Origin of the sequence: Rothia mucilaginosa, from assembly GCF_019334805.1 — a bacterium.
GTDB classification, from domain to species: Bacteria; Actinomycetota; Actinomycetes; order Actinomycetales; family Micrococcaceae; genus Rothia; species Rothia mucilaginosa_C.
This window is the reverse complement of the sequence record NZ_CP079822.1, coordinates 1725895-1747468: the sequence shown is the minus strand read 5'-3', so window position 1 is coordinate 1747468 and position 21574 is coordinate 1725895. Positions and strand designations below refer to the sequence as shown.

16 protein-coding genes are annotated in these 21574 nt (G+C 59.6%); 5 read left to right on the top strand and 11 right to left on the bottom strand.

The window, feature by feature from the left end; genetic code table 11:
* Positions 1-18: 18 nt before the first annotated feature.
* From LPB405_RS07000 to LPB405_RS06990, 3 genes are all read right to left on the bottom strand, one after another.
* On the bottom strand, positions 19-477 hold the full coding sequence (locus LPB405_RS07000; protein WP_012903100.1) for a hypothetical protein: 459 nt from the start codon (positions 475-477) through the stop codon (positions 19-21).
* 87 nt (positions 478-564) lie between these two features.
* Entirely contained in the window at positions 565-1365 is an 801-nt protein-coding gene (locus LPB405_RS06995) for a MurR/RpiR family transcriptional regulator (RefSeq protein WP_231840311.1), read from the bottom strand.
* Positions 1366-1619: 254 nt separating this feature from the next.
* A complete protein-coding gene (locus LPB405_RS06990) occupies positions 1620-3257 on the bottom strand; it encodes an alpha-glucoside-specific PTS transporter subunit IIBC (protein WP_219100884.1) in 1638 nt (545 codons plus the stop codon).
* Between the two features lie 419 nt (positions 3258-3676).
* Between LPB405_RS06990 and LPB405_RS06985 the strand changes: the two genes are divergently transcribed.
* From LPB405_RS06985 to LPB405_RS06975, 3 genes are all read left to right on the top strand, one after another.
* Positions 3677-4555, top strand: coding sequence for an endonuclease/exonuclease/phosphatase family protein (locus LPB405_RS06985; RefSeq protein WP_049346414.1), 879 nt, complete (start codon positions 3677-3679; stop codon positions 4553-4555).
* A 73-nt stretch (positions 4556-4628) separates the two neighbouring features.
* Positions 4629-6443 carry a glycoside hydrolase family 13 protein gene (locus tag LPB405_RS06980; protein ID WP_219100883.1) on the top strand — a complete coding sequence of 605 codons (1815 nt, stop codon included), beginning with the start codon at positions 4629-4631 and terminating at the stop codon, positions 6441-6443.
* A gap of 129 nt (positions 6444-6572) precedes the next feature.
* On the top strand, positions 6573-8378 hold the full coding sequence (locus LPB405_RS06975; protein WP_219100881.1) for a glycoside hydrolase family 13 protein: 1806 nt from the start codon (positions 6573-6575) through the stop codon (positions 8376-8378).
* A gap of 238 nt (positions 8379-8616) precedes the next feature.
* On the opposite strand, the gene LPB405_RS09200 is transcribed toward LPB405_RS06975, so the two are convergent.
* The 8 genes from LPB405_RS09200 to groES all read right to left on the bottom strand — a co-directional run bounded on the left by LPB405_RS09200 (position 8617) and on the right by groES (position 18378).
* Positions 8617-9588, bottom strand: coding sequence for a permease (locus LPB405_RS09200; RefSeq protein WP_257604884.1), 972 nt, complete (start codon positions 9586-9588; stop codon positions 8617-8619).
* A gap of 978 nt (positions 9589-10566) precedes the next feature.
* On the bottom strand, positions 10567-10989 hold the full coding sequence (locus LPB405_RS06965) for a type II toxin-antitoxin system VapC family toxin (protein WP_219100877.1): 423 nt from the start codon (positions 10987-10989) through the stop codon (positions 10567-10569).
* A 9-nt stretch (positions 10990-10998) separates the two neighbouring features.
* Positions 10999-11265 (bottom strand): type II toxin-antitoxin system Phd/YefM family antitoxin, encoded by a 267-nt coding sequence (locus LPB405_RS06960; protein WP_219100875.1) that lies wholly within the window; start codon positions 11263-11265, stop codon positions 10999-11001.
* 216 nt (positions 11266-11481) lie between these two features.
* Positions 11482-13074, bottom strand: a complete 1593-nt coding sequence (gene guaA / locus LPB405_RS06955) for a glutamine-hydrolyzing GMP synthase (RefSeq protein ID WP_012903093.1) — start codon at positions 13072-13074, stop codon at positions 11482-11484.
* Positions 13075-13293: 219 nt separating this feature from the next.
* On the bottom strand, positions 13294-14424 hold the full coding sequence (locus LPB405_RS06950) for a GuaB3 family IMP dehydrogenase-related protein (protein WP_049356381.1): 1131 nt from the start codon (positions 14422-14424) through the stop codon (positions 13294-13296).
* A 145-nt stretch (positions 14425-14569) separates the two neighbouring features.
* Entirely contained in the window at positions 14570-16087 is a 1518-nt protein-coding gene (guaB, locus tag LPB405_RS06945; protein WP_012903089.1) for an IMP dehydrogenase, read from the bottom strand.
* A 310-nt stretch (positions 16088-16397) separates the two neighbouring features.
* Positions 16398-17984: a chaperonin GroEL gene (gene groL, locus LPB405_RS06940; RefSeq protein WP_049363229.1), complete on the bottom strand. Its 1587-nt coding sequence runs from the start codon at positions 17982-17984 to the stop codon at positions 16398-16400.
* 106 nt (positions 17985-18090) lie between these two features.
* On the bottom strand, positions 18091-18378 hold the full coding sequence (groES, locus tag LPB405_RS06935) for a co-chaperone GroES (RefSeq protein ID WP_219100873.1): 288 nt from the start codon (positions 18376-18378) through the stop codon (positions 18091-18093).
* A gap of 226 nt (positions 18379-18604) precedes the next feature.
* Here groES and LPB405_RS06930 point away from each other — a divergent pair, with 226 nt between their 5' ends.
* Both LPB405_RS06930 and LPB405_RS06925 read left to right on the top strand, forming a co-directional pair.
* Positions 18605-20080: a class I SAM-dependent methyltransferase gene (locus tag LPB405_RS06930; RefSeq protein WP_374021072.1), complete on the top strand. Its 1476-nt coding sequence runs from the start codon at positions 18605-18607 to the stop codon at positions 20078-20080.
* A gap of 301 nt (positions 20081-20381) precedes the next feature.
* Complete coding sequence (locus LPB405_RS06925; protein ID WP_219100869.1) at positions 20382-21530, top strand: glutamate--cysteine ligase; 1149 nt, start codon at positions 20382-20384, stop codon at positions 21528-21530.
* Positions 21531-21574: the final 44 nt, after the last annotated feature.

The window sequence follows — 21574 nt, the reverse complement described above, 5'->3', positions numbered from 1 at the left end:
GCTTAATACGCCGGGTGCTTACTTCGACCACATTGCGATGTTGGCGACGAGCAGCACTACGGTCACCAGTACGTAGAAGACCAGGGCGGGCAGAAGCGCCCAGCGGTACTTGGGCGCCAGCTCGCCTTCCAGGTTGCCGAAGCGCAGGGAGCGGAAGAGGAAGAAGCTCAGAATCGCGCCGGGCAGGTTACCGATGATGACCAACAGAATGGTCAGGTACAGGGCGTAGGCTCGTTCGGTGCGTTCGTTCTCTGCACCCGCGAGCTTGAGGGTGCCGCCCAGCAACAGGCTGAGGCATGCGTTCAGGAATGCCACGGTGAAGAAGGGAATCTTCAGGGCTGCTTGGAAGTCCATCTGGGAGTTCGCTGCACCCAGCACAATCCACAGCAGTAGCAGCGCGGGGATGATCATGAGGTACCAGAACAGGTACTTACGCATCTTCTCGGTGTTTTCGATGAGCGCGAAAATTGCGGTCACTGGGTGTCTCTTTCAGATGGTCTCAGGCGGATTCGGTCGGATTCAGGAGGAGTGAGTGAAGGAGCAGGTGGGCACAGTAATGCCTTATCAGGCGTCGGTTTCATCCCCAGCGTTGAGGGCGTCATCCACCTGGTCCTGTAGGGATTCGCGGCGCTCATTCTCAACGTGTTCAATGTAACGGCGCACGATGTAGTCCAGCAGCACCGACAGCGCAACAAAAGAGTAGTAGGGCTTACGCTGGGTGCTGATCTGGGTGGGGGTCGTCTGGTAGTGCAGGGAGTACTCGGCGTGCGAGGACATGTAGTTCACACCAATGGCGGTCACCGCAATCATGGGGATGCGGCGTAGCGCCAGCATCTTAATGTGTTCGCGCATGTTCTCGGTCTGACCGGAGAAGGACACAATGATGACCACGTCGTCCTGGGTCATATTGTTCATGGCGCTTTCGAACTCATTACGTGCCGGGATGACCTGGCAGAACTTACCGCAGACCTGCATGGACTTGGTAAATTCCTGCACAGCATTGCGCTGAGCGTAGCCGGTACCGAAGCAGTACACAGTGCGAGCCTCATGGATGCGCTTGAGCAGTCCGCTCAGCTCCATGTGCTCGAGGTAGTCATAGGTGCGCTGAATGTCTTCGCGGCCGCTCTCAATGAACCGCGGGTTGAAGGGTTCGCTGCGGTTCAGAGAGGACTTAATGAAGTACTTCAACTCAGCAAATCCGGAGAAGTTCAGCTTCTTCGTCAGGCGGATAATTGAGCTGGTCGAAGTATAAGTTTTATGTGCCAAAGAGTTGATCGTTGACTCCGCAACGAACTCTTCATTTTCTAGCATGAATGCCAAAATTTCCCGTTCAGTTTCACTGAATCGGTGCTGGTTCGCATTCACGACGTCTTGTAAATCCACTCAAAGCTCCTGAATCCGATGGTGAGCAATATATAAATAGTACACGCTCTAGGGTCATCGGCCAGGGTGGGCGAGGTTGGTCGTCTCTCACTTTGGGTGGGTGCCTCGTGCAGATTTGAGTCCGGGTGCGAGCCTGGATACAGCTTCGCCGGCGGCATCGGTGTTATCCGATACCGCCGGCGAAGTCTATACCTTATGAGGCGTTATGCCGTCAGACGGTTGAAAGCTGATTCCTCTTAGGAGAGGGTCTTAGCTTCGTTCACCATGGTCTCGAAACGCTCGCGAACCTGGGGAACGTCCATACCGACGATAACCTGGAATGCCTTGCCCTTGCGGACCAGACCCAGAGCTCCTGCGCTCTTGAAGTCTGCATCCGAGGGGCTGACGAGGGACTCATCAGCAACGGAGACACGCAGGCGGGTTGCGCAGTTGTTCACGGTGGTGATGTTCTCTGCGCCACCGAGCAGTTCGAGGAAGCCTGCTGCGCGGGGTGCGTAGAGGTCGCCATCAGCGGACTCAGCAACTGCGCCGCCCTTCTTCTCAGCAGCCTTAGCAGCCTTGTACTCTGCCTTGCTGTAGAGCTTGGTCTCGCCGCCGTCTTCTTCACGACCGGGGGTCTTGAAGTCGAACTTCAGAATCATGAAGCGGAAGATTACGAAGTACAGGACGGTGAAGCACAGGCCCACACCAATCTGCATGAGGTAGGTACCGGAGTGGTTTGCCCACAGCGGGATCCAGTTCTGGAACAGGAAGTCCAGCAGACCGCCACCCATGTAACCAACCAGACCCAGCTGGTACATGATTGCTGCCATGGATGCTGCCAGGATTGCGTGGACCAGGAACAGCGGGGGTGCCAGGAACAGGAAGGTGAACTCGAGGGGCTCGGTGATACCAATCAGGATCGCGGTGAGGCTGACGGGGATCATCAGAGCGAGAACTTCCTTGCGCTTCTCGGGGCGAGCGGTGGTGTAGAACGCCGCTGCGATACCGATGGGTGCGAAGACCTTGGAGTTACCGTGCAGTGCGAAGCCGCCGCCGGGGAACAGTTCCTTCAGGGGCTTGTCGCTCTTAGCGAACTCGCTCAGGTGGCTCGGCCAGTCCTTAGCGATACCGTTCGGGGTAACAACGTTACCGAAGACGAACGGGGAGTAGATGAAGTGGTGCAGACCGGTCGGAATCAGGAAGCGCTCGAGGAAGGTGTAAACCCACACACCGAGTGCGCCGGATGCGATGAAGAAGCCCTGCAGGGAGGAGATGCCGTGCTGAGCGTAGGGCCACAGCCAGGAGAACAGGAATGCCACGGGCATCATCAGGAAGAAGCAGACGCCGTAGACGTACTGCGAGCCCTGGAAGATACCGAGGAAGTCGGGCAGCTTCTTGTCGAACCAGCGGTTGTGTACCCACACCACGATTGCGGAGATAATGATGGCACCGAAGATACCGGTGTCCATGGTCTTGATGCCGGCGATCATCTTCAGACCGGTACCTGCAGCACTCTCAGAGATGTCGGTGCTGTAGTCCAGGTCGAAGAAACCGGTGCCGCCCTTGCCCCATACCTTGAGCATGGCGCCGACGAAGTAGTTGAAGGTCAGGTAGACCATTGCAGCTTCCATCACTGCACGTGCGTTAGCGGTCTTTGCCAGTGCAATGGGCAGACCAATCACGAAGAGCAGTTCCATCTGGTTGAAGACGGTCCATGCGCCGGCTTCCCAAACAGACCAGAAGTGGTTCCACGCGCTTTCCTTGTCAGCAGCGAGGGGAATCAGGTCGCCGTTCTGTGCAATGATCGCAATACCGACCGCGAGGCCAGCGAATGCGAAGAGAAGAACGGGTGCCAGCATGGCAGAGCCGAACCTCTGTACTTTTTCCATCATGAGGCTATACGCCCTTTCGGGTTGTCGAGTGAGCGGACGCAGGTGCCGGCGATCGTTGCCGGTCTGCGGTGGCAACGCCGTATCTTTATACCCTCAAACGAAAGTATATGAGACGGGTGCCACATATCCTGCGTGCGCTAAATGCCGAATGTGTTTTAGACAGAAACAATAATGCCAGGTCATACCTGCCCACAGGTACCAAAACTGTGAGTTTTGAAAGAGTTTTTCAGAACCTGAAACATATCCCGGCACTGGTTAAAAATACTTGCTGCAGATGAGACTTTTTCCCTATTACCTAGCGCACAGAATCGATAGCATAAACAGTGCGCCCATAGAGGTCAGAGTGCATAAACACTCACCACCTCAATACGCGGTGCGCATATCATTCTTCAACCTCACACATACCCCGGACTTAATACATGCGCTTCCTCACCCTCAATACGCACAGCTGGTGCGAAATCCACCAGATTGCCAAGATCCGTACCCTCGCCAAGTTCATTATTGAACAGCAGGTGGACGTCATTGCGTTGCAGGAAGTCAACCAGCTCACCTCCACCCCCGTGGTGAAGGAGCCCCTCAACTACCGCGGCGGCGCCGGCGTTCCGGTCCGCGAAGACAACTACGCCCTGCTGCTCGTGCAGGCGCTCAACGAAATGGGTGCCACTTACGAGTGGACCCTCACCGAAACCCACATCGGCTGGGACCGTTACGACGAATGCGTAGCTATCCTCTCGCGCCTGCCGATTCGCGGTATCAAGCCCATCAATATGTCCCCCGGCTACGGCTACCACCAGGTGCAGCGCCGCGCAGCACAGGCAACGCTCATCGAAACTGAGACGGGCACCTTCTGGTGCGCTACCACCCACATGTCCTGGTGGGACTTCGACGGCGAGCCCCTCTTCGCGCAGGAATACGCACACCTCTCGCAGGAGCTTGCCGAGTGCGCCCGCACCGCACCGGTACTGCTCGGCGGCGACTTCAACTCCGCAGCACATCTGAGCAATGAAGGCTACGCGCTGGTCACCTCCAGCGGCATGGTGGATACCCGATCCCTAGCGGAGCACACCGACGGCGAGAACACCGTCCACCGCGAAATCGCCGGCTGGGAAGGTAGCACGGATGCCAAGCGCATCGACTTTGTCTTCGCTGACCGCCTGGTCGACGTGGTATCCCACGCGGTTGTCTTCCGTGACAACTCCCCCGAGGCGATCTCCGACCACAGCGGCCTACTGCTAGAGATTGACCCCTCCAGCTGGGCGCCGGAGAGCCTCCTTACGCCCCTCACCAGCCAGTCCTAAAGGGGCATCAGACGTTAGCCGCCCGCAGAGCGGCACCACACAACACTCATCCATACCAAGGGAAGGAAGAACAATGACGACCCAGACCCAGTGGTGGCAGGAACCCGTTGTCTACCAGATTTACCCCCGCTCCTTCAACGACTCCAACGGCGACGGCATCGGCGACCTGCCCGGTATCACCGAGAAGATTCCGTACCTCGCCGACCTGGGCATTCAGGTGCTGTGGCTCTCCCCCATCTACGCGTCCCCGAACGACGATAACGGCTACGACATCTCCGACTACCGTGCCATCATGACCGAGTTCGGCACCATGGAAGACTTCGACAAGCTGCTCGAAACCGCGCACGAGCACGGCATCAAGCTCATGATGGACCTGGTCGTCAACCACACCTCCGACGAGCACGAATGGTTCAAGCAGGCACGCTCCTCCAAGGACAACCCCTACCGCGACTACTACATCTGGCGCGACCCCAAGGGCTTCGACGAGGACGGCAAGCCGATTCCGCCGAACAACTGGATTTCCTGCTTCAGCCCCTCCGTGTGGGAATGGGACGAGGCGACCGGCCAGTTCTACCTGCACTACTTCTCCATCAAGCAGCCCGACCTGAACTGGGAGAACCCGAAGGTCCGCGAAGAGGTCTACGACATCATGCGCTTCTGGCTGGACAAGGGCGTGGACGGCTTCCGCATGGACGTCATCAACCTGATTTCCAAGGACCTCTCCTTCCCCGATGACCCGGCAGTCCTGGCTGGCGGCCTCGACAACTGCCTGGCGGTCGCAGCTAACGGCCCGCGCGTGCACGAATTCCTGCAGGAGATGAACCGCGAGGTCTTGAGCAAGTACCCGGTCATGACCGTGGGCGAAACCCCCTGCGTGACCGTGGACGACGCCGCGCTCTACACCGGTTTCGACCGCAACGAACTGCAGATGGTGTTCCAGTTTGAGCACATGGACGTAGACGCCTCCGAAGGTGGCGTGACCGGCAAGTGGTCCGACCGCCGCTTCAACCTGGTTGACCTCAAGAAGGTCCTCACCCACTGGCAGGAGGGCCTGCACGGCCGCGGCTGGAACTCCCTGTACTGGAACAACCACGACCAGCCGCGCACCGTCTCCCGCTTCGGTAACGACTCCCCCGAGTACCGCACCGTCAGCGCCAAGATGCTGGGCACCGTACTGCACCTGATGCAGGGCACCCCCTACATCTACCAGGGTGAAGAGCTGGGCATGACCAACGTCTTCTTCGACGATGTGAAGGACTACAACGACCTGGAGATTCACGACTCCTGGCGCAAGTACGTTGAAGAGTCGGGCCGCGTCTCCGCTGAGGACATGCTGCGCTACATCAGCGCCTCCGGTCGCGACAACGCCCGCACCCCCATGCAGTGGACCGCCGGCGAAAACGCCGGATTCACCTCCGGCACCCCGTGGCTGAAGCTGAACCCGCGCTACACCGAAGTCAACGCGGAGGCAGAACTCGCCAACCAGGATTCGGTGTTCTACCACTACCGCGATCTGATTAGCCTGCGCCGCGAGCACCCGATCGTCCTGACCGGCGAGTACCGCCTGCTGGATGAAGAAGACGAGCAGGTCTACGCCTACCTGCGCGTGAACTCCGACGAGGACGCCGCCGCAACCGGCGAGCGCGCCCTGCTGGTCGTCGCGAACTTCACCGATGACACCGTTCAGCTGAACTACGCGGGCGGCAACCTGGATTCGGTGGTACTAACCAACTCGCAGGCACTCTCCCCGACTGAGCTGAAGGCCATCGAGAACACCCCGAAGCTGATCAGCTCGAACTACCGCGATGAGAACCGCGAGTTCACCGATGAAGGCACCCTGTTGCGCCCCTACGAGGCGAAGGTGTACCTCTTCGGTAACGCCAAGTAGTCGTACCCCACTCATACTGTGCGAAGGGGGACCAGATACAGACATTCCGGTCCCTCTTCGCCCTATACTTCAATCACAGACAAAATTTGTTCCTCTTTTCGGCTGGATGGCCGGTATAGAAAGGCAATTATGAGCAACTCCGAGGCATACGAGGTTCCCTCCTACAAAGGCCGCCAGTGGTGGAAGGAAGCCGTGGTGTACCAGGTGTACCCCCGCTCCTTCAACGACGCGAACGGCGACGGTATCGGTGATCTGAAGGGCATTACCGAGAAGCTGCCCTACCTGGCTAAGCTGGGCATCAACGTCATCTGGCTCTCCCCCGTGTTCGACTCGCCGAACGTGGACAACGGCTACGACATCTCTGACTACTTCGCCATCATGAGTGACTTCGGCACCATGGAAGACTTCGACGAGATGCTTGAAACCGCCCACAAGCACGGCATCAAGATCCTGATGGACCTGGTCGCAAACCACACCTCCGATGAGCACCCCTGGTTCAAGGAGTCCCGATCCTCTAAGGACAACCCCTACCGCGACTACTACATTTGGAAGGACCCGAAGGGCTTCGACGAGGACGGCAACCCGATTCCTCCGAACAACTGGGCGTCCGAGTTCGGCGGCCCGGCATGGGAGTGGGACGAGGCGACCGGCCAGTTCTACCTGCACATCTTCTTCAAGGAACAGCCCGACCTGAACTGGGAGAACGAGAAGGTTCGCGAGGACCTGTACTCCATGGTCCGCTGGTGGCTGGACAAGGGCGTTGACGGCTTCCGCCTGGACGCTATCAACATCATCTCCAAGCCCGAGGGCTACCCGGATGACCCCTCCACCGACTACGAGAAGCACACCTCCTCGATTCCGTTCGTCATCACGAACGGCACCATGGTGCACCCGTGGATGAAGGAGCTCACCCGCGAGACCTTCAGCCGCTACGACGTGATGACCGTGGGCGAGACCAGCGCGACCAGCCCCGAGGACGCTAAGCTGTGGGCTGGCTACCACACCGGTGAGCTGAACATGATCTTCCACTTCGATCACATGGGCGTGGATAACGACCCGAACGGCAATCTGGGCGGCAAGTGGTCCTACGCGCCGTACAAGCTGACCGAGCTCAAGCGCATCCTGAACGAGTGGCAGACCACCCTGGAGGGTAACGCTTGGGGTTCGCTGTACTGGAACAACCACGACCAGCCGCGCGTTGTCTCCCGTTTCGGTAACGATTCGGATGAGTTCCGTACCCTGTCCGCTAAGCAGCTGGCAACCACCCTGCACTTCATGCAGGGCACCCCGTACATTTACCAGGGTGAAGAGCTGGGCATGACCAACGTGAAGTTCGATTCGATTGAGGATTACCGCGATGGTGACTCGATCCGCTTCTACGAGGACATGCACGTTGACCACAAGCGTCTGAGCCACGAAGAGGCGATGCAGGCAATCTACATTAAGGGCCGCGACAATGCTCGCACCCCGATTCAGTGGGATGCCTCCGCTAACGCTGGTTTCAGCCCCGAGGGTGTGACCCCGTGGATTGCTGTGAACCCGAACTACCCGGCGATTAACGCTGAGGCTGTTCTGGCTGATGAGGATTCGATCTTCTACCACTACCAGCAGCTGGTGGCTCTGCGCCGCGGCAAGCTGAAGGACCTGATGGTTTACGCGTCCTTCGCTCCGGTGGATTCGGTTCAGGTTCCGCACAACGAGGACGAGGCTGTGTACGCGTACACCCGTACCGGTGGCGCGGACGGCAGCCCCGCAAACGAGTCTTTGCTGGTTGTTTCGAACTTCACCGCTGAGGAGCAGGAGCGCGACTTCGCTGTGCTGAATGAGGCTCGTGAGGCTGGTGCTCGTGTTGAGCTGGTGAGCTCGAACTACAAGGACGATGCGGGTTCGACCCTGCGCCCCTACGAGGCGAAGGTATACCACATCGTTCGCTAAGCGTTGTAGCTCGTTGAGTGCTACGGCGTGCCGATAAGGTGATAGACAGCAGAAGGAGGGTGAGGCTTATGCCCTGCCCTCCTTTTGTGTTGCCTTCTTTGTTCTCCCCTATGTTGTCCCCGGTATTGTCCCGGCGTGCTTTCTTGGCTCGGCTTAGCTGGAGGCTCTGCTCAGCCGGAGGCTCTGCTCAGCCGGAGGCTCTGCTCAGCCGGAGGCTCTGCTCAGTTGGAGGCTCTGCTCAGTTGGAGAACACGAGCTGCAGGATTGGCACGGCGAGCGCTATCATTCCCAGGCTGACGACTGCTCCGGAGGCGATAATGGGTGCGGCTGTTCCTTCGTGCCGGTAGTGGGTTTCCAGAATGACGATGTTAGCGGCTGGCGGTAGCACTCCGAGGATAAAAAGTACCTGCGGGTGTGCCAGTAGCTGCTCAAGGTGCACTCCGGTGTGCGTGTGCATCCAGTGTGCGGCGGTTAGTATGCCAACGCTGTAGATGCTCACGAGCACGACACGCAGTAGCGCCCACCGGAGGGCTTGTGTTAGGTCGGTTCGGTGCAGGCGAGCGGTGCTCAGCCACATGCCGAGCACCATGAGCCCTACGAAGCTGAAGACCCAGGTGATGAGCCGGTAGATACCGGCGGCGTGGGTGTTGAGGAACGGTCCGGCGGGCAGGCATATCAGCCCGATTGCTACGGCGATAATGGGGCGGTTCGTGAGCAGGGACCGCAGTACTGCACCGACGGCAGCTTTGTGTGTGACAGCTTTTCGGGTGGGCTTGGCTCGGCTAGTCGTGAGTCCGTCTGTATTGGCTTCTCTGCGCATGAGTGAGGTGCCGAGGACATTACCCATGACGGAGTTGCCGATATACGCGCCGACGTAGAGGCGTACGGCTTCCTCGCCCCAGAAGCTGGCGACTACGGGGATTCCGAAGATTCCGGCATTGAGGTAGACGAGGGCGAGCCGTTGCACCGGATCGTTCGTGAAGAAGGCGGCGCAGCGTACGAGAAGCGCCATGAGCACCATGGTGGAGGCTGCCATGAAGAAGAGTTCGGGACGGCTGGTGGCGACGATGTAGACGATGACGGTGGGGATAATCCAGCGGGTCAGCAGGGCGGAGGCGCTTTCTTTCAGGCTGTTGCCCCAGTGCTCGGGTAGCAACATTGCGAGTCCGAAGCCTACCCCTAAGTAGAGGAGTGGGAGGATCATTCCCATGCTCGTTCCTTTCGCTGTTGCTGTGTCTGTGCCGTTGTTTTACGGCTAAGGTCCCTGTCTAATAACCCTACACTGAACCTTCAGGTTGAGGTTTATTGATTTTTTGTTGTATTTTTCGAAATTTTCGCGTCATATTGCATCTTATTCGCTGATGCTCTCGTTTTTTATACGGTTCGCTTCTAATCTTGAAATATAGAGAGAATATATTTTCCACCACATTCTTTCGTTCTATCACAGACACTCATTTCTTACGAGATGAGGAACTAGGCTGTTTCTTCTCCCGTAAGGCTAAATATGCAGGAGCCCGCAATGCAACAACCGTATCAATCTCCCCCTCCCGAATCCGGTGGCGTCCCCCAGCAATCTGCAAAGCGTCCTGCGCAGGCTTCTAGCCAGCATGCTGATGCGCATATTCCGCGGCGCTCTTCTTCTGCCCTGCTTACTACCCCTGCTACAGCTTCTGTATCCGCTGTACCCGCCTCTGAGGGCCCTGAGCAGACCTTTAGGGTGACTCACCCGGTGTTGAGTGTTATCTCGTGGCTGATTGCGGCTGCGAGCGCTGTGTGGCTTGTCATTCTGGGCGTCTCATTGGTGTTGAATGTCGCGTCGGGAGTGAGTCATGATTCTGAGTTTATGATGCTGACCTACGGCGTGTATATGGCGTGCGCGTTTGGGTTCTGCTGTTTTGGTACGTTTTTTGCTCTGCATTTTGGGTTGGGGTCGAGCGCTCATTGGCGTGATTCGATTCGTCACCCACATCACCCGCATTAAAGGTTTTTCTTTTCCCCGTGTGGTTTTGTGGAGAGTTTTTAGTTCTTTTATTTGAACTCTCGTTTTAAATATTTTGGTGTTTTTCTTTAAAATTCATGCGAAAAATCTAGGCTACGGAATATTTTCAGAAACGCTCATATGAAAGAAGCCGCCCGGCGCATCCACATTCGGATGCACCGGGCGGCTTCTTTTCAGGCCTTACCTTCGCTATGTTGTAGGTTCGAAGGGGTTAAGGAGTCGAACCGGGAGGCGCTCAAAATCTTTGACATTGCGCGTTACCAGGGTAAGACCGTGTGCCAGCGCGGTCGCAGCAATCCACGCGTCATTCTCCGGCGCTTTATCCGGTACATGAAGCCCTGCACAATAATCAGCTACAGCCCCGTCAATAACAAGAGTTCGTTTCTGAAATTTCTCTCGAACTGTCGAGCACCATTCACGCAGATACGCTCCTTGTGCCGGATCTTTACGCTCCATGGCGAGTACTCCACGCTCCAGCTCCATCAGGGTCACGACGCTAATATAGAGCGGCCTATCGGAGTAAACACGAAACCACGATTCAAATACAGGGTCAGCCTTACCGCGTGAGAGCTTCCACAACTCAGAAATGATATTGGTATCAAGCAGGTACATCGTTGTTCCCTAGAACTCTACAATGGGGCGCTGATGTGCGGAACGTTCTACCGTGGGGAATTCTTCGGGCAGGTCCATACCTTCAGCAGGTTGAGGGTAGTTGGCGAAGAAGTCATACAGGGAAGAGCTCTCATTCTGACTACGCGAATACTCTTCATAGGTCATAAGGACATAGGTGGGTTCACCACGCTTAGTGATAATTACGGGTGATTGCTGAGCCTGCTTCTGGGCTTTGGCGAGGTTCTGATTGAACTCGCGGCTAGTCATAACGGTCATGATTTCCCCTTCTACGCGCAACACAAAAATATAAAGAATGTTACTACGTAGCTACATTATATTTTCCTTTCAGTACTACGACAACCCCTCCATCTTCAGACCCGCTATATATCGTTAGGAAGATACGAAGAAGCCGCCCGGCGCATCCACAAACGGATGCACTGGGCGGCTCCTTCACAGGCTCCCAGCTACAAAGCTAGGTAGCCCAAAGCGGGATTACTCCCACTCAATGGTTCCCGGGGGCTTGGAGGTAACGTCCAGCACCACTCGGTTAACGTCCTTGACCTCGTTGGTAATACGGTTCGAGATCTTAGCCAGCAGGTCGTACGGCAGGCGCGACCAGTCAGCGGTCATTGCGTCTTCCGAAGAGACCGGGCGCAGAACAATCGGGTGGCCGTAAGTACGGCCGTCACCCTGAACGCCCACGGAACGAACGCCAGCCAGCAGAACCACGGGGCACTGCCAGATGTGCTCATCCTGACCTGCTGCGGTCAGCTCTTCACGCACGATAGCGTCAGCGGCACGCAGGGTCTCCAGGTTCTCGCGATTAACCTCGCCGACAATGCGGATGCCCAGGCCGGGGCCGGGGAACGGCTGACGTGCCACGATCTTCTCGGGAACGCCGAGCTCACGACCGATAGCGCGAACCTCGTCCTTGAACAGGGTGCGCAGCGGCTCAACCAGTTCGAAGGTCAGGTCGTCGGGGAGGCCGCCCACGTTGTGGTGGCTCTTAATGTTTGCGGTGCCGTCGCCACCGCCGGACTCGACAACGTCCGGGTACAGGGTGCCCTGGACCAGGAACTTGATGTCTGCGCCCTCTTCGCCCGCTTCGGCAATCAGCTTGCGCTGTGCCTCTTCGAAGGAGCGGATGAACTCGCGGCCGATAGCCTTACGCTTCGCCTCGGGCTCGGTGACGCCCTCGAGAGCGGAGAGGAAACGCTCCGACTCGTCGATGGTGATGACCTTGATACCCATGGAGGCTGCGTAGTCCTGCTCGACCTGTTCACGCTCGCCCTCACGGAGCAGACCGTGGTCAATGAAGAAGCAGGTGAGCTGGTCACCAACAGCCTTGTGCACGAGTGCTGCTGCCACGGAGGAGTCAACGCCGCCGGAGAGCGCGCAGATGACGCGGTCGCTACCGACCTGCTCGCGAATCTTAGCAACCTGCTCTTCGATGATGTTGTTGGTGGACCAGGTGGGCTTCAGACCTGCCACATTGTAGAGGAAGTTCTCCAGGGCGACCTGGCCGTAGTCGGAGTGCTTCACCTCGGGGTGCCACTGCACGCCGCCGAGCTTGCGGGACTCATCCACGAATGCTGCCACGGATGCGCCGGGGGTCGTTGCCAGCACCTCGAAGCCTTCGGGGGCTTCGGTCACGGAGTCACCGTGAGACATCCACACGTTCTGGGTGGTGGGGGTGCCGGTCAGGAAGGAGGAGTTCTCAGCGCAGATCACAGCGTCGGTTGCGCCGTATTCGCGCAGACCGGTCTGGGCGACGGTGCCGCCGAGGGTCTGGGCCATGACCTGGAAGCCGTAGCAGATACCGAAGATCGGCACGCCAGCTTCAAACAGGGCCTTGTCACCCTTGGGGGCGCCATCGGCGTAGACCGAGGAGGGGCCACCGGAGAGCACGATGGCTGCCGGGTTCTTGGCGAGCATCTTCTCAGTGCTCATGGAGTGGGGGACGATTTCGGAGTAGATGCCGGCCTCACGCACGCGACGAGCAATGAGCTGTGCGTACTGTGCACCGTAATCTACCACCAGGACGGGACGCTCTTCGAGCTGGTCCAGGTTCACAGAGTTGGTCACGAAAATTACCTCAACGTGTTGGTACTAATCCGCGCACTTGCGCGGGGATATATCTATTTTACGCTATCGCTGTACGCCGCCGACGGTACGTAGCCGCTCCCCCATCCCGGGGTGCCGCTACATGCCCTAACGGGGGTAGCGCATGCGTATAGAAAGCACCGCCCGGCGACCGGCAGATCAAAACTTGCCAACCGCCAGGCGGTGATTCATGAAGCTACATTAGCCGCGGTACGCGGGGACCACGGTCAGGTCCGCCTTCTGGAACTTCTTCAGGTCCAGGTAGCCGCAGTTAGCCATTGCGCGCTTGAGCGCACCGACAATGTTGCTGGTGCCGTTCACGTGGTGCGAAGGACCGTACAGGACCTCCTCCAGGGAGCCGACAACACCCAGCGGGGTGCGCACGCCGCGCGGGAAGTCCAGCGAGTGCGCCTCGTTGCCCCAGTACCAGCCCTGGCCGGGAGCCTCGGATGCGCGAGCCAGCGGAGCACCCAGCATGACAGCGTCAGCGCCCAGTGCGAGAGCCTTCACCATGTCGCCGGAACGGCCCAGGGAGCCATCAGCAATCACGTGCACGTAGCGGCCGCCAGACTCATCCAGGTAGTCCGAACGTGCCGCAGCCACGTCGGCGATAGCGGTTGCCATCGGTGCGGAGATGCCCAGGCCCTGGCGGGTGGTCTGTGCAGAACCGCCGCCGAAGCCCACCAGCACACCGGCCGCGCCGGTACGCATCAGGTGCTTAGCCTGCGAGTAGCCAGCCACGCCACCAACGATGACCGGAACGTCGAGCTCGTAGATGAACTTCTTCAGGTTCAGCGGCTCGTGCGAGGTCGAAATGTGCTCAGCAGAGACGGACGCACCGCGGATGACGAACAGCTCAACGCCAGCCTTCACCACGGTCTCGTAGTGCTCCTGGGTGTTCTGCGGGCTCAGGGAGCCGGCAACAACCACGCCGGAGTCACGAATCTCTTCCAGACGTGCAGTGATCAGTTCCGGCTTAATCGGCTCGGAATAAATCTGCTGCATGCGGGTGGTTGCGGAGGCGGGGTCCGCCTCGGGCAACTCAACAATCTCGTCGAGCAGCGGCTGCGGGTCCTCGTAGCGGGTCCACAGGCCCTCGAGGTTCAGCACGCCCAGGCCACCCAGTTTGCCCAGCGCAATGGCGGTCGCCGGGGACATGACCGAGTCCATGGGCGCACCAATGATGGGGGTGTCGAACTTGAACGCGTCAATCTGCCAGGAGGTGTCAACGTCGCGGCGGTCGCGGGTACGGCGGGTGGGAATCAGCGCCACATCGTCCAGGGAGTAGGTGGGGCGGGCGTTCTTGGAGAGGCCAATCTGAATTTCAGACATGGGGTGAATCCTTTCGAATTCGGTTTGAGGGGTGCCGCTGGGCGTTATTCGCGCCGATGCCCGCCCAATACCTGAACGGGTATGGGGCGGGCTCAACGGCGCATGGTGTGCACACCATGCGGCGAATCATCGTTGGTGAGGCGTTTTAGCCGCGGTAGTTCGGTGCCTCAACGGTCATCATGATGTCGTGCGGGTGCGATTCCTTCAGACCTGCGGGGGTGATGCGCACGAACTGACCCTTGTACTTGAGCTCCTCGATGGTGCGGGAACCGACGTAGAACATGGTCTGGCGCAGGCCACCTTCGAGCTGGTGAATCACTGCGGAGAGCGGGCCGCGGAAGGGAACCTGACCCTCAATACCCTCGGGAATCAGCTTCTCTTCGCTGGAGACGTCAGCCTGGAAGTAGCGGTCCTTGGAGAAGGACTTGTGGCGGCCGCGGGTCTGCATTGCGCCGAGCGAACCCATGCCGCGGTATGCCTTGTACTGCTTACCGTTCATGAAGATCAGCTCACCGGGAGACTCGGTGGTACCAGCCAGCAGGGAGCCGAGCATCACGGAGTCAGCGCCGGCAACCAGTGCCTTGCCGATCTCGCCGGAGTGCTGCATACCGCCGTCAGCGATCAGCGGCACACCTGCCGGGATTGCTGCCTTAGCGGACTCGTTGATAGCGGTCACCTGGGGAACGCCAACACCGGCGATAATGCGGGTGGTGCAGATGGAGCCGGGGCCAACGCCGACCTTCACGCCGTCAGCGCCGGCGTCGATGATTGCCTGTGCACCCAGGCGGGTTGCAGCCTGGCCACCGATGACGTCCACGTGTGCTGCGGCGGGGTCCTTCTTCAGGCGGGCAATCATGTCGAGCACGCCCTGGGAGTGGCCGTTTGCGGTGTCCACGAACAGTGCGTCGACGCCTGCCTCAACCAGGGTCATTGCGCGCTCGTAGCCGTCGCCGAAGAAGCCGATAGCGGCGCCGGCACGCAGGCGGCCGTCCTCGTCCTTGGTGGCCTTGGGGTACTGCTCAGTCTTGACGAAGTCCTTCAGGGTAATCAGACCGGCGAGCTTGCCTGCGTCGTCGACCAGGGGCAGACGCTCAATCTTGTTGTGGGACAGCAGCGCGAATGCTTCGTCCTTGGTGACGCTGGGGTGCGCGGTGACCAGCGGCATGGGGGTCATGATGTCGCGGACGCGAATGCCCTCGTAGTCGGAGCGGGAGATGTAGCGGATATCGCGGTTGGTGATGATACCTTCCAGCACGCCCTCTTCACTGACGACGGGCAGACCGGAGACCTTGTAGTAGCCACAGACCTCGTCGTATTCGGCGATGGTTGCGTCAGCACCAATGGTGACGGGGTTGATAATCATGCCGGACTCGGAGCGCTTGACGCGGTCCACGTGTGCAGCCTGGTCCTCGATGGAGAGGTTGCGGTGGATAACGCCCATACCGCCCAGACGTGCCATAGCAATTGCCATAGCGGAGTCGGTCACGGTGTCCATTGCGGCGGAGATGATGGGGGTGTTCAGGGTGATGCGCTTGGACAGGCGGGTGGAAGTATCCGCATCGGAGGGGATAACGTCAGTGTTGCCGGGCAGCAACAGCACGTCATCGTAGGTCAGGCCGGTGAAGCCGAAGGGATCCTCGGACAGAGCGGTGGGAATGGTCATTGTCTACCTTTCGGATGCTGGCTTCATCGGTGAGAAGCTCAGCCTATACGTTGCATATGTCAAGATGCGGTACGAACCCGTCTGCTCGCACCCCACAAGGTGGTTTGAGCGCAAACGGGAACAGCTTACCTTCTATAGTAAACCGCTAAAGATTTCTTTGCTGAGAAGCACTCATAGTAAGCGTCCCTCAGCGGGAGGCTGTCGGCAGGTTCTAGCGCCCTTCGAACGCGAGCGCGCCCGAGCCTACCGACAGCGAGTGCCCGGTACCGGCCTCCATGATGGAGGGGGCGGCACCAGGCACACACACTATTTAGTCTTCTTCAGTTTCTTCGGGCTTCTCAACCACCAGGGTCTCGGTGGTCAGCACCAGAGCCGCGATGGAGGAGGCGTTCTGCAGGGCCGAACGGGTCACCTTCACCGGGTCAATCACGCCGGCTTCGATGAGGTCCACGTACTCGCCGGTCTTGGCGTTGTAGCCATGACCCACGGGCAGCTCGGAGACCTTGGAGACGATGACGTAGCCGTCTTCGCCAGCGTTCTCAGCGATCCAGCGCAGCGGCTGAACCAGGGCTCGGCGAACGATCTGTACACCCACGTTTGCGTCGTGGTTGCCCAGGTCCATGCCGTCCAGTGCCTTCAGCGCGTGAACCAGTGCGGAACCGCCACCGGAGACGATGCCCTCTTCCAGAGCGGCACGGGTGGAGGACACAGCGTCCTCGATGCGGTGCTTGCGTTCCTTCGCCTCAACCTCGGTTGCGGCACCGACCTTGATGACGCCCACGCCGCCGGCGAGCTTAGCCAGGCGCTCCTTGAGCTTCTCGCGGTCCCATTCGGAATCCACGCGCTCAATTTCGCGGCGCAGCTGCTGCACGCGGTCCTCGATTGCCTCGGGGTCGCCGCCGCCGTCCACGATGGTGGTGTGGGACTTGGTGACGGTCACGCGGCGTGCCGAGCCCAGGTGCTCCAGGGTGACCTGCGGCAGGTCGATGCCGAGCTCACCGGTCACGACGGTGCCGCCGGTCAGAATTGCCAAATCCTGCATGATTGCCTTGCGGCGGTCACCGAAACCGGGAGCCTTCAGAGCGACCACGTTGATGGTGCCGCGCAGCTTGTTCACGACCAGTGCGGAGAGCGCCTCACCGTCAACGTCTTCTGCGATGATGGTCAGCGGCTTCTTCGCCTGGACGATCTTCTCGAGCACGGGCATGATTTCTGCGATGGTGGAAATCTTGCCCTGGTAGAGCAGCACGAGGCTGTTCTCCAGCACTGCTTCGCCGCGCTCAGCGTCGGTGACGAAGGAGGGCGAGAGGTAGCCCTTATCGAACTGCATACCTTCGGTGATGTCCAGCTCAATTTCGGTGGAGGAGCCGTCCTCGATGGTGATGACGCCGTCCTGGCCGACCTTCTCGAAGGCGCGAGCCAGCAACTCACCAATCTGCTCGGACTGGGCGGAGATAGCTGCAACGTGCGCCACCTCGGGGCCCTGCACGGGGCGTGCGTTCTCGAGCAGACGTGCGGAGACAGCCTCCACGGCCGCCTCGATGCCGCGCTTGACGTCGGCGGGTGCCGCGCCGCTGGTGACATTGCGCAGGCCCTCATTGACCAGTGCCTGCGCGAGCACGGTTGCGGTGGTGGTGCCGTCACCGGCAACGTCGTTGGTCTTGGTGGCGACTTCCTTCGCCAGCTGGGCGCCCAGGTTCTCGTACGGGTCGTCCAGTTCAATTTCGCGGGCAATGGACACGCCGTCGTTGGTGATGACGGGTGCACCCCACTGCTTGTCGAGCACAACGTTGCGCCCGCGCGGGCCGAGGGTTACCTTGACCGCGTTTGCCAGCTTATCGACGCCAGCCTGCAGGGACTTGCGGGCGGCATCGTTGAATTCAAGCTGCTTAGCCATGTGTTCGCTACTCCTAGTGCGTCACAGAAAGGAAATTTTTAAGGGGCTGATGATAGCTCATGCGCCGTACCGGATGAGCGGTACGGCGCATGAGCATCTGAAAATATTAGTCGACGATTGCCAGAACGTCGCGTGCGGAGAGAATCAGGTACTCTTCGCCCTGGTACTTAACCTCGGTGCCACCGTAGCGGGAGAACACGACAACGTCGCCTTCCTTGAGGTCTACGGGAATGCGGTTGCCCTTCTCATCCACGCGGCCCGGGCCAACGGCGACAACGCGTGCTTCCTGCGGCTTTTCCTTCGCAGTTTCGGGGATGACCAGACCGGATGCGGTGGTCTGCTCAGCCTGCTCGATCTTGATAACGACGCGGTCTTCCAGGGGCTTGATAGCCATAATCGGTTCCTCCGGGTTGTGGATTTACGTTTGATGCGAGACAGCGGCGCAGTGGCGCGCCCGATGACTGTCTCGAGTGCTACCTCAACTCTAGTTTCACCCGTGCTTTCGGTCAAGAAAAGCGCCCCTCTGCCGGGGTGTTTCACCGCAAGGCGAACGCTGAGCAAAAAGCTGGGCGAATCGGGCTTCCCACCCGCCAAAATCGGCACCCCGTAAAATGAGGAGCATGCCTATTCCCGCATCCCTTTTTACTCCCGCCGCCAAGCTTCCATTCAGCGCCGAAGCGCTCGCGGCAGCCGATGAGCTCTACCCGCTGGGCTCGGACACACTCAGCGCCGTCACTTCTTTGCGTTCGCGCGGTTTTAGCCCCGAGGAGTCTGCACAGATTATCTCGCTGGCGCAAGCACGCACCCGTGCACGTGCCAAGTTCGGCGAGCGCGCCCGCACGCTCATGCTGACTCAGGAGGCTGCGGAGCAGGCGACCCGCCCGGTGATTGCGCACTATCGCGCTCAGCGTCTGCGCCCGGTTGCCGGCACGGTGGCTGATTTGGGGTGCGGTATCGCCTCGGATTCTGCCGTGTATGCGGCGGAGCGCGGTGCCGTGGTTGCGGTGGAGTTGGATCCGCTGACGGCTTCTTTTGCGGCGAAGAACCTTGAGTTTTGCCCGCAGGCGCGCGTGTATTCGGGGGATGTGACCAATTACGTGCACGGTGAACTTCTGGACACTGCCGGTGAGCCGGTGGGCATTGTGTGGATGGACCCGGCACGCCGCGAGTTGCGCGGTGCGAAGAAGGCTCAGACGGAGCGCCTTTTTAATCCGGAGGCGTTCTCTCCCCCGTTCTCGTTCGTTCTGAATCTGGCTCGTACAGGCGTGCCGATGGGCGTGAAGTTGGGTCCCGGTTTTCCGCATGAGGGCATCCCCTCACCCGAAGATATTGCGTCGGAGGCGAATCCTAACCCGCGCGTTGAGGCGGAGTGGATTCAGTCGGAGGGTTCCCTCGCCGAGTTGGTGCTCTGGTTTAACTCGCTGGCTCAGGAGGGGGTGGCTCGCACGGCAACCTCGGTGCGCGAAGTGTCCGCCGAAGAGACCGACTGCAACGAAGGCCCCGCCGAAGGTTCTGCCGAAACTAGTGCCCTACTGCCGCCCTATGAAGCGGTCAGCTTCCGTAGCCCCTTGACAGCGGAAGAGGCGGAGCAGAGCGTCGACGTTCCGGTATCCCTGCCGCAGCCCGGTGAGTACCTGCTGGAGCCTGCCCCGGCGATTGTGCGCTCGCATCTGGTTGCTGAGTTTGCGCAGAGTATTGGCGCGTTTCTATTGGATGAGCACCTGGCGTACCTGTGTTCTGCCGAGCCGGTGGAGCATCCGCTGGTTGCTTGCTACGAGGTGCTGGAGGAGATTCCCCTGCAGGAGAAGCAGTTGAAGCGCTGGGTGCGTGAGCAGGGCTTTACGGCGCTGACGATTAAGAAGCGTGGCGTGGATATTGTTCCGGAGCAGTTGCGTGCGCGTCTGCTGGGTTCTGCAGGCTCTAAGCCGTCCAAGAAGAAACAGAAAAAGAACGCTAATTCTTCTTCTGGTGCGCAGAAGGGTGCACAGGAATCTTCGTACCGTCCGGCAACGCTGGTCTTTACCCGCATCGGCTCGGGTAGGGATTCACGCCGCGTCGGCTGGCACGTGCGCCCGCTCCAACCTCGCCAGCCCTAACTAACCAGCCTTGACTACTCAACCCTGGCTACCCAACCCTGACTGCCCAGCCCCGAGGACAGGTTACCGTTCTTAACGATTCGTGACGTTTCCCGTTCCGGATTCTGCCCCCGACAGGGCACCGGGCACCGCAAGACCGTACACTAGATACGGTGCCTGATAAAGATACGGTGCCTAGTAGAGGTACTCCCCGCGAAAGCCAGCTCTCACCAGCTAGCGCACGACCGGGTAGAGCCCACCGATAATAACTTCCATAGTCGGCACCATGCACGACCCTATTTCCAGACGCAGGAAAGGCCATATGATCGACTTTGCTTCCTCCCCGCAGTCCACCCTCGGCGTGGAATGGGAGATTGCACTTATCGACCGTGAAAGCGGCGAACTGACCCAGCGCGCCAGCGAGGTGCTGTCCATCCTGCGCGAGCGCCGCCCCGAACTGCTCAAGCCCGCCTCCGACCGGGCGCATGTGACCGGCGAATTCCTGGAGAACACCCTCGAGGTGGTGACCGGCATCTGTCGCACCGTCGCTGAGGCGTGCCGTCAGCTGCAGGATTTGGCGGATACTCTGCGTGACATTACCGATGAGCTCGGCATTGAGTTCTACCCCGCCGGCACTCACCCCTTCTCCCATTGGGCTGACCAGCCGGTCGTGGCGAAGGAACGCTACCAGCGTGTGGTCGAGCGCGCCCAGTATTGGGGCCGCCACATGGTCATTTACGGTGTGCACGTGCACGTGGGCGTTGATTCTCGCGATAAGGTTCTGCCGCTCATTGACGCGCTGACCAACTACGGTCCGCACCTGCTGGCGCTTTCCTGTTCTTCCCCCTACTGGGATGGAATCGACACCGGTTACGCATCGCACCGCACCCAGCTCTACCAGCAGCTCCCGACGAACGGTCTGCCCTTCCACTTTGATACCTGGGAGCAGTACAGCGACTACCTGGAGTCGCTCGTGGCAACCGACGTGATTAACGACCCGAGCGAGGACCGTTGGGATGTTCGCCCGGTTCCGCGTTACGGCACCATTGAGATGCGCTATTGCGATGGCCTCGCCTCCCTGCCGGATATTGCCGCTCTGGTAGCGTTCACGCAGTGCCTGGTGGAGTACTTCTCCCGCCGTATTGAGGCGGGTGAAAGCATCGAGGTGCTCGCCCCCTGGCACGCACAGGAGAATAAGTGGCGCGTTGCCCGCTACGGCCTGGAAGCTAAGATCGTGGTCTCTAACGAGCCGGTGCAGCGCACCCTGCGTGAAGATTTTGAGCTGCTTCTGCCCAAGCTGGAGCCGGTGGCACGCGACCTTGACTGCGAGGTAGAGCTGGCGCAGGTACGCCGCATCCTCACCGAGGGCACGGGTGCGGATCGTCAGCGTGCGGTCTTTGAGAAGACCGGCTCTCTGCGTGAGGTGGCGCTGGATGTTGCCGCGCAGTCCCGTGCGCGAGCACTGCGCTAGAGCCGCTCCCCCGCAACTCAAGTTTGAAGACAGAAAATGCCTCG

Coding starts and splice junctions, on each gene's coding strand:
- LPB405_RS06990 (WP_219100884.1), bottom strand. CDS start 3,257: ATGATGGAAAAAGTACAGAGGTTCGGCTCTGCCATGCTGGCACCCGTT.
- LPB405_RS06985 (WP_049346414.1), top strand. CDS start 3,677: ATGCGCTTCCTCACCCTCAATACGCACAGCTGGTGCGAAATCCACCAG.
- LPB405_RS06980 (WP_219100883.1), top strand. CDS start 4,629: ATGACGACCCAGACCCAGTGGTGGCAGGAACCCGTTGTCTACCAGATT.
- LPB405_RS06975 (WP_219100881.1), top strand. CDS start 6,573: ATGAGCAACTCCGAGGCATACGAGGTTCCCTCCTACAAAGGCCGCCAG.
- LPB405_RS09200 (WP_257604884.1), bottom strand. CDS start 9,588: ATGGGAATGATCCTCCCACTCCTCTACTTAGGGGTAGGCTTCGGACTC.
- LPB405_RS06965 (WP_219100877.1), bottom strand. CDS start 10,989: ATGTACCTGCTTGATACCAATATCATTTCTGAGTTGTGGAAGCTCTCA.
- LPB405_RS06960 (WP_219100875.1), bottom strand. CDS start 11,265: ATGACCGTTATGACTAGCCGCGAGTTCAATCAGAACCTCGCCAAAGCC.
- LPB405_RS06950 (WP_049356381.1), bottom strand. CDS start 14,424: ATGTCTGAAATTCAGATTGGCCTCTCCAAGAACGCCCGCCCCACCTAC.
- guaB (WP_012903089.1), bottom strand. CDS start 16,087: ATGACCATTCCCACCGCTCTGTCCGAGGATCCCTTCGGCTTCACCGGC.
- groL (WP_049363229.1), bottom strand. CDS start 17,984: ATGGCTAAGCAGCTTGAATTCAACGATGCCGCCCGCAAGTCCCTGCAG.
- groES (WP_219100873.1), bottom strand. CDS start 18,378: ATGGCTATCAAGCCCCTGGAAGACCGCGTCGTTATCAAGATCGAGCAG.
- LPB405_RS06930 (WP_374021072.1), top strand. CDS start 18,605: ATGCCTATTCCCGCATCCCTTTTTACTCCCGCCGCCAAGCTTCCATTC.
- LPB405_RS06925 (WP_219100869.1), top strand. CDS start 20,382: ATGATCGACTTTGCTTCCTCCCCGCAGTCCACCCTCGGCGTGGAATGG.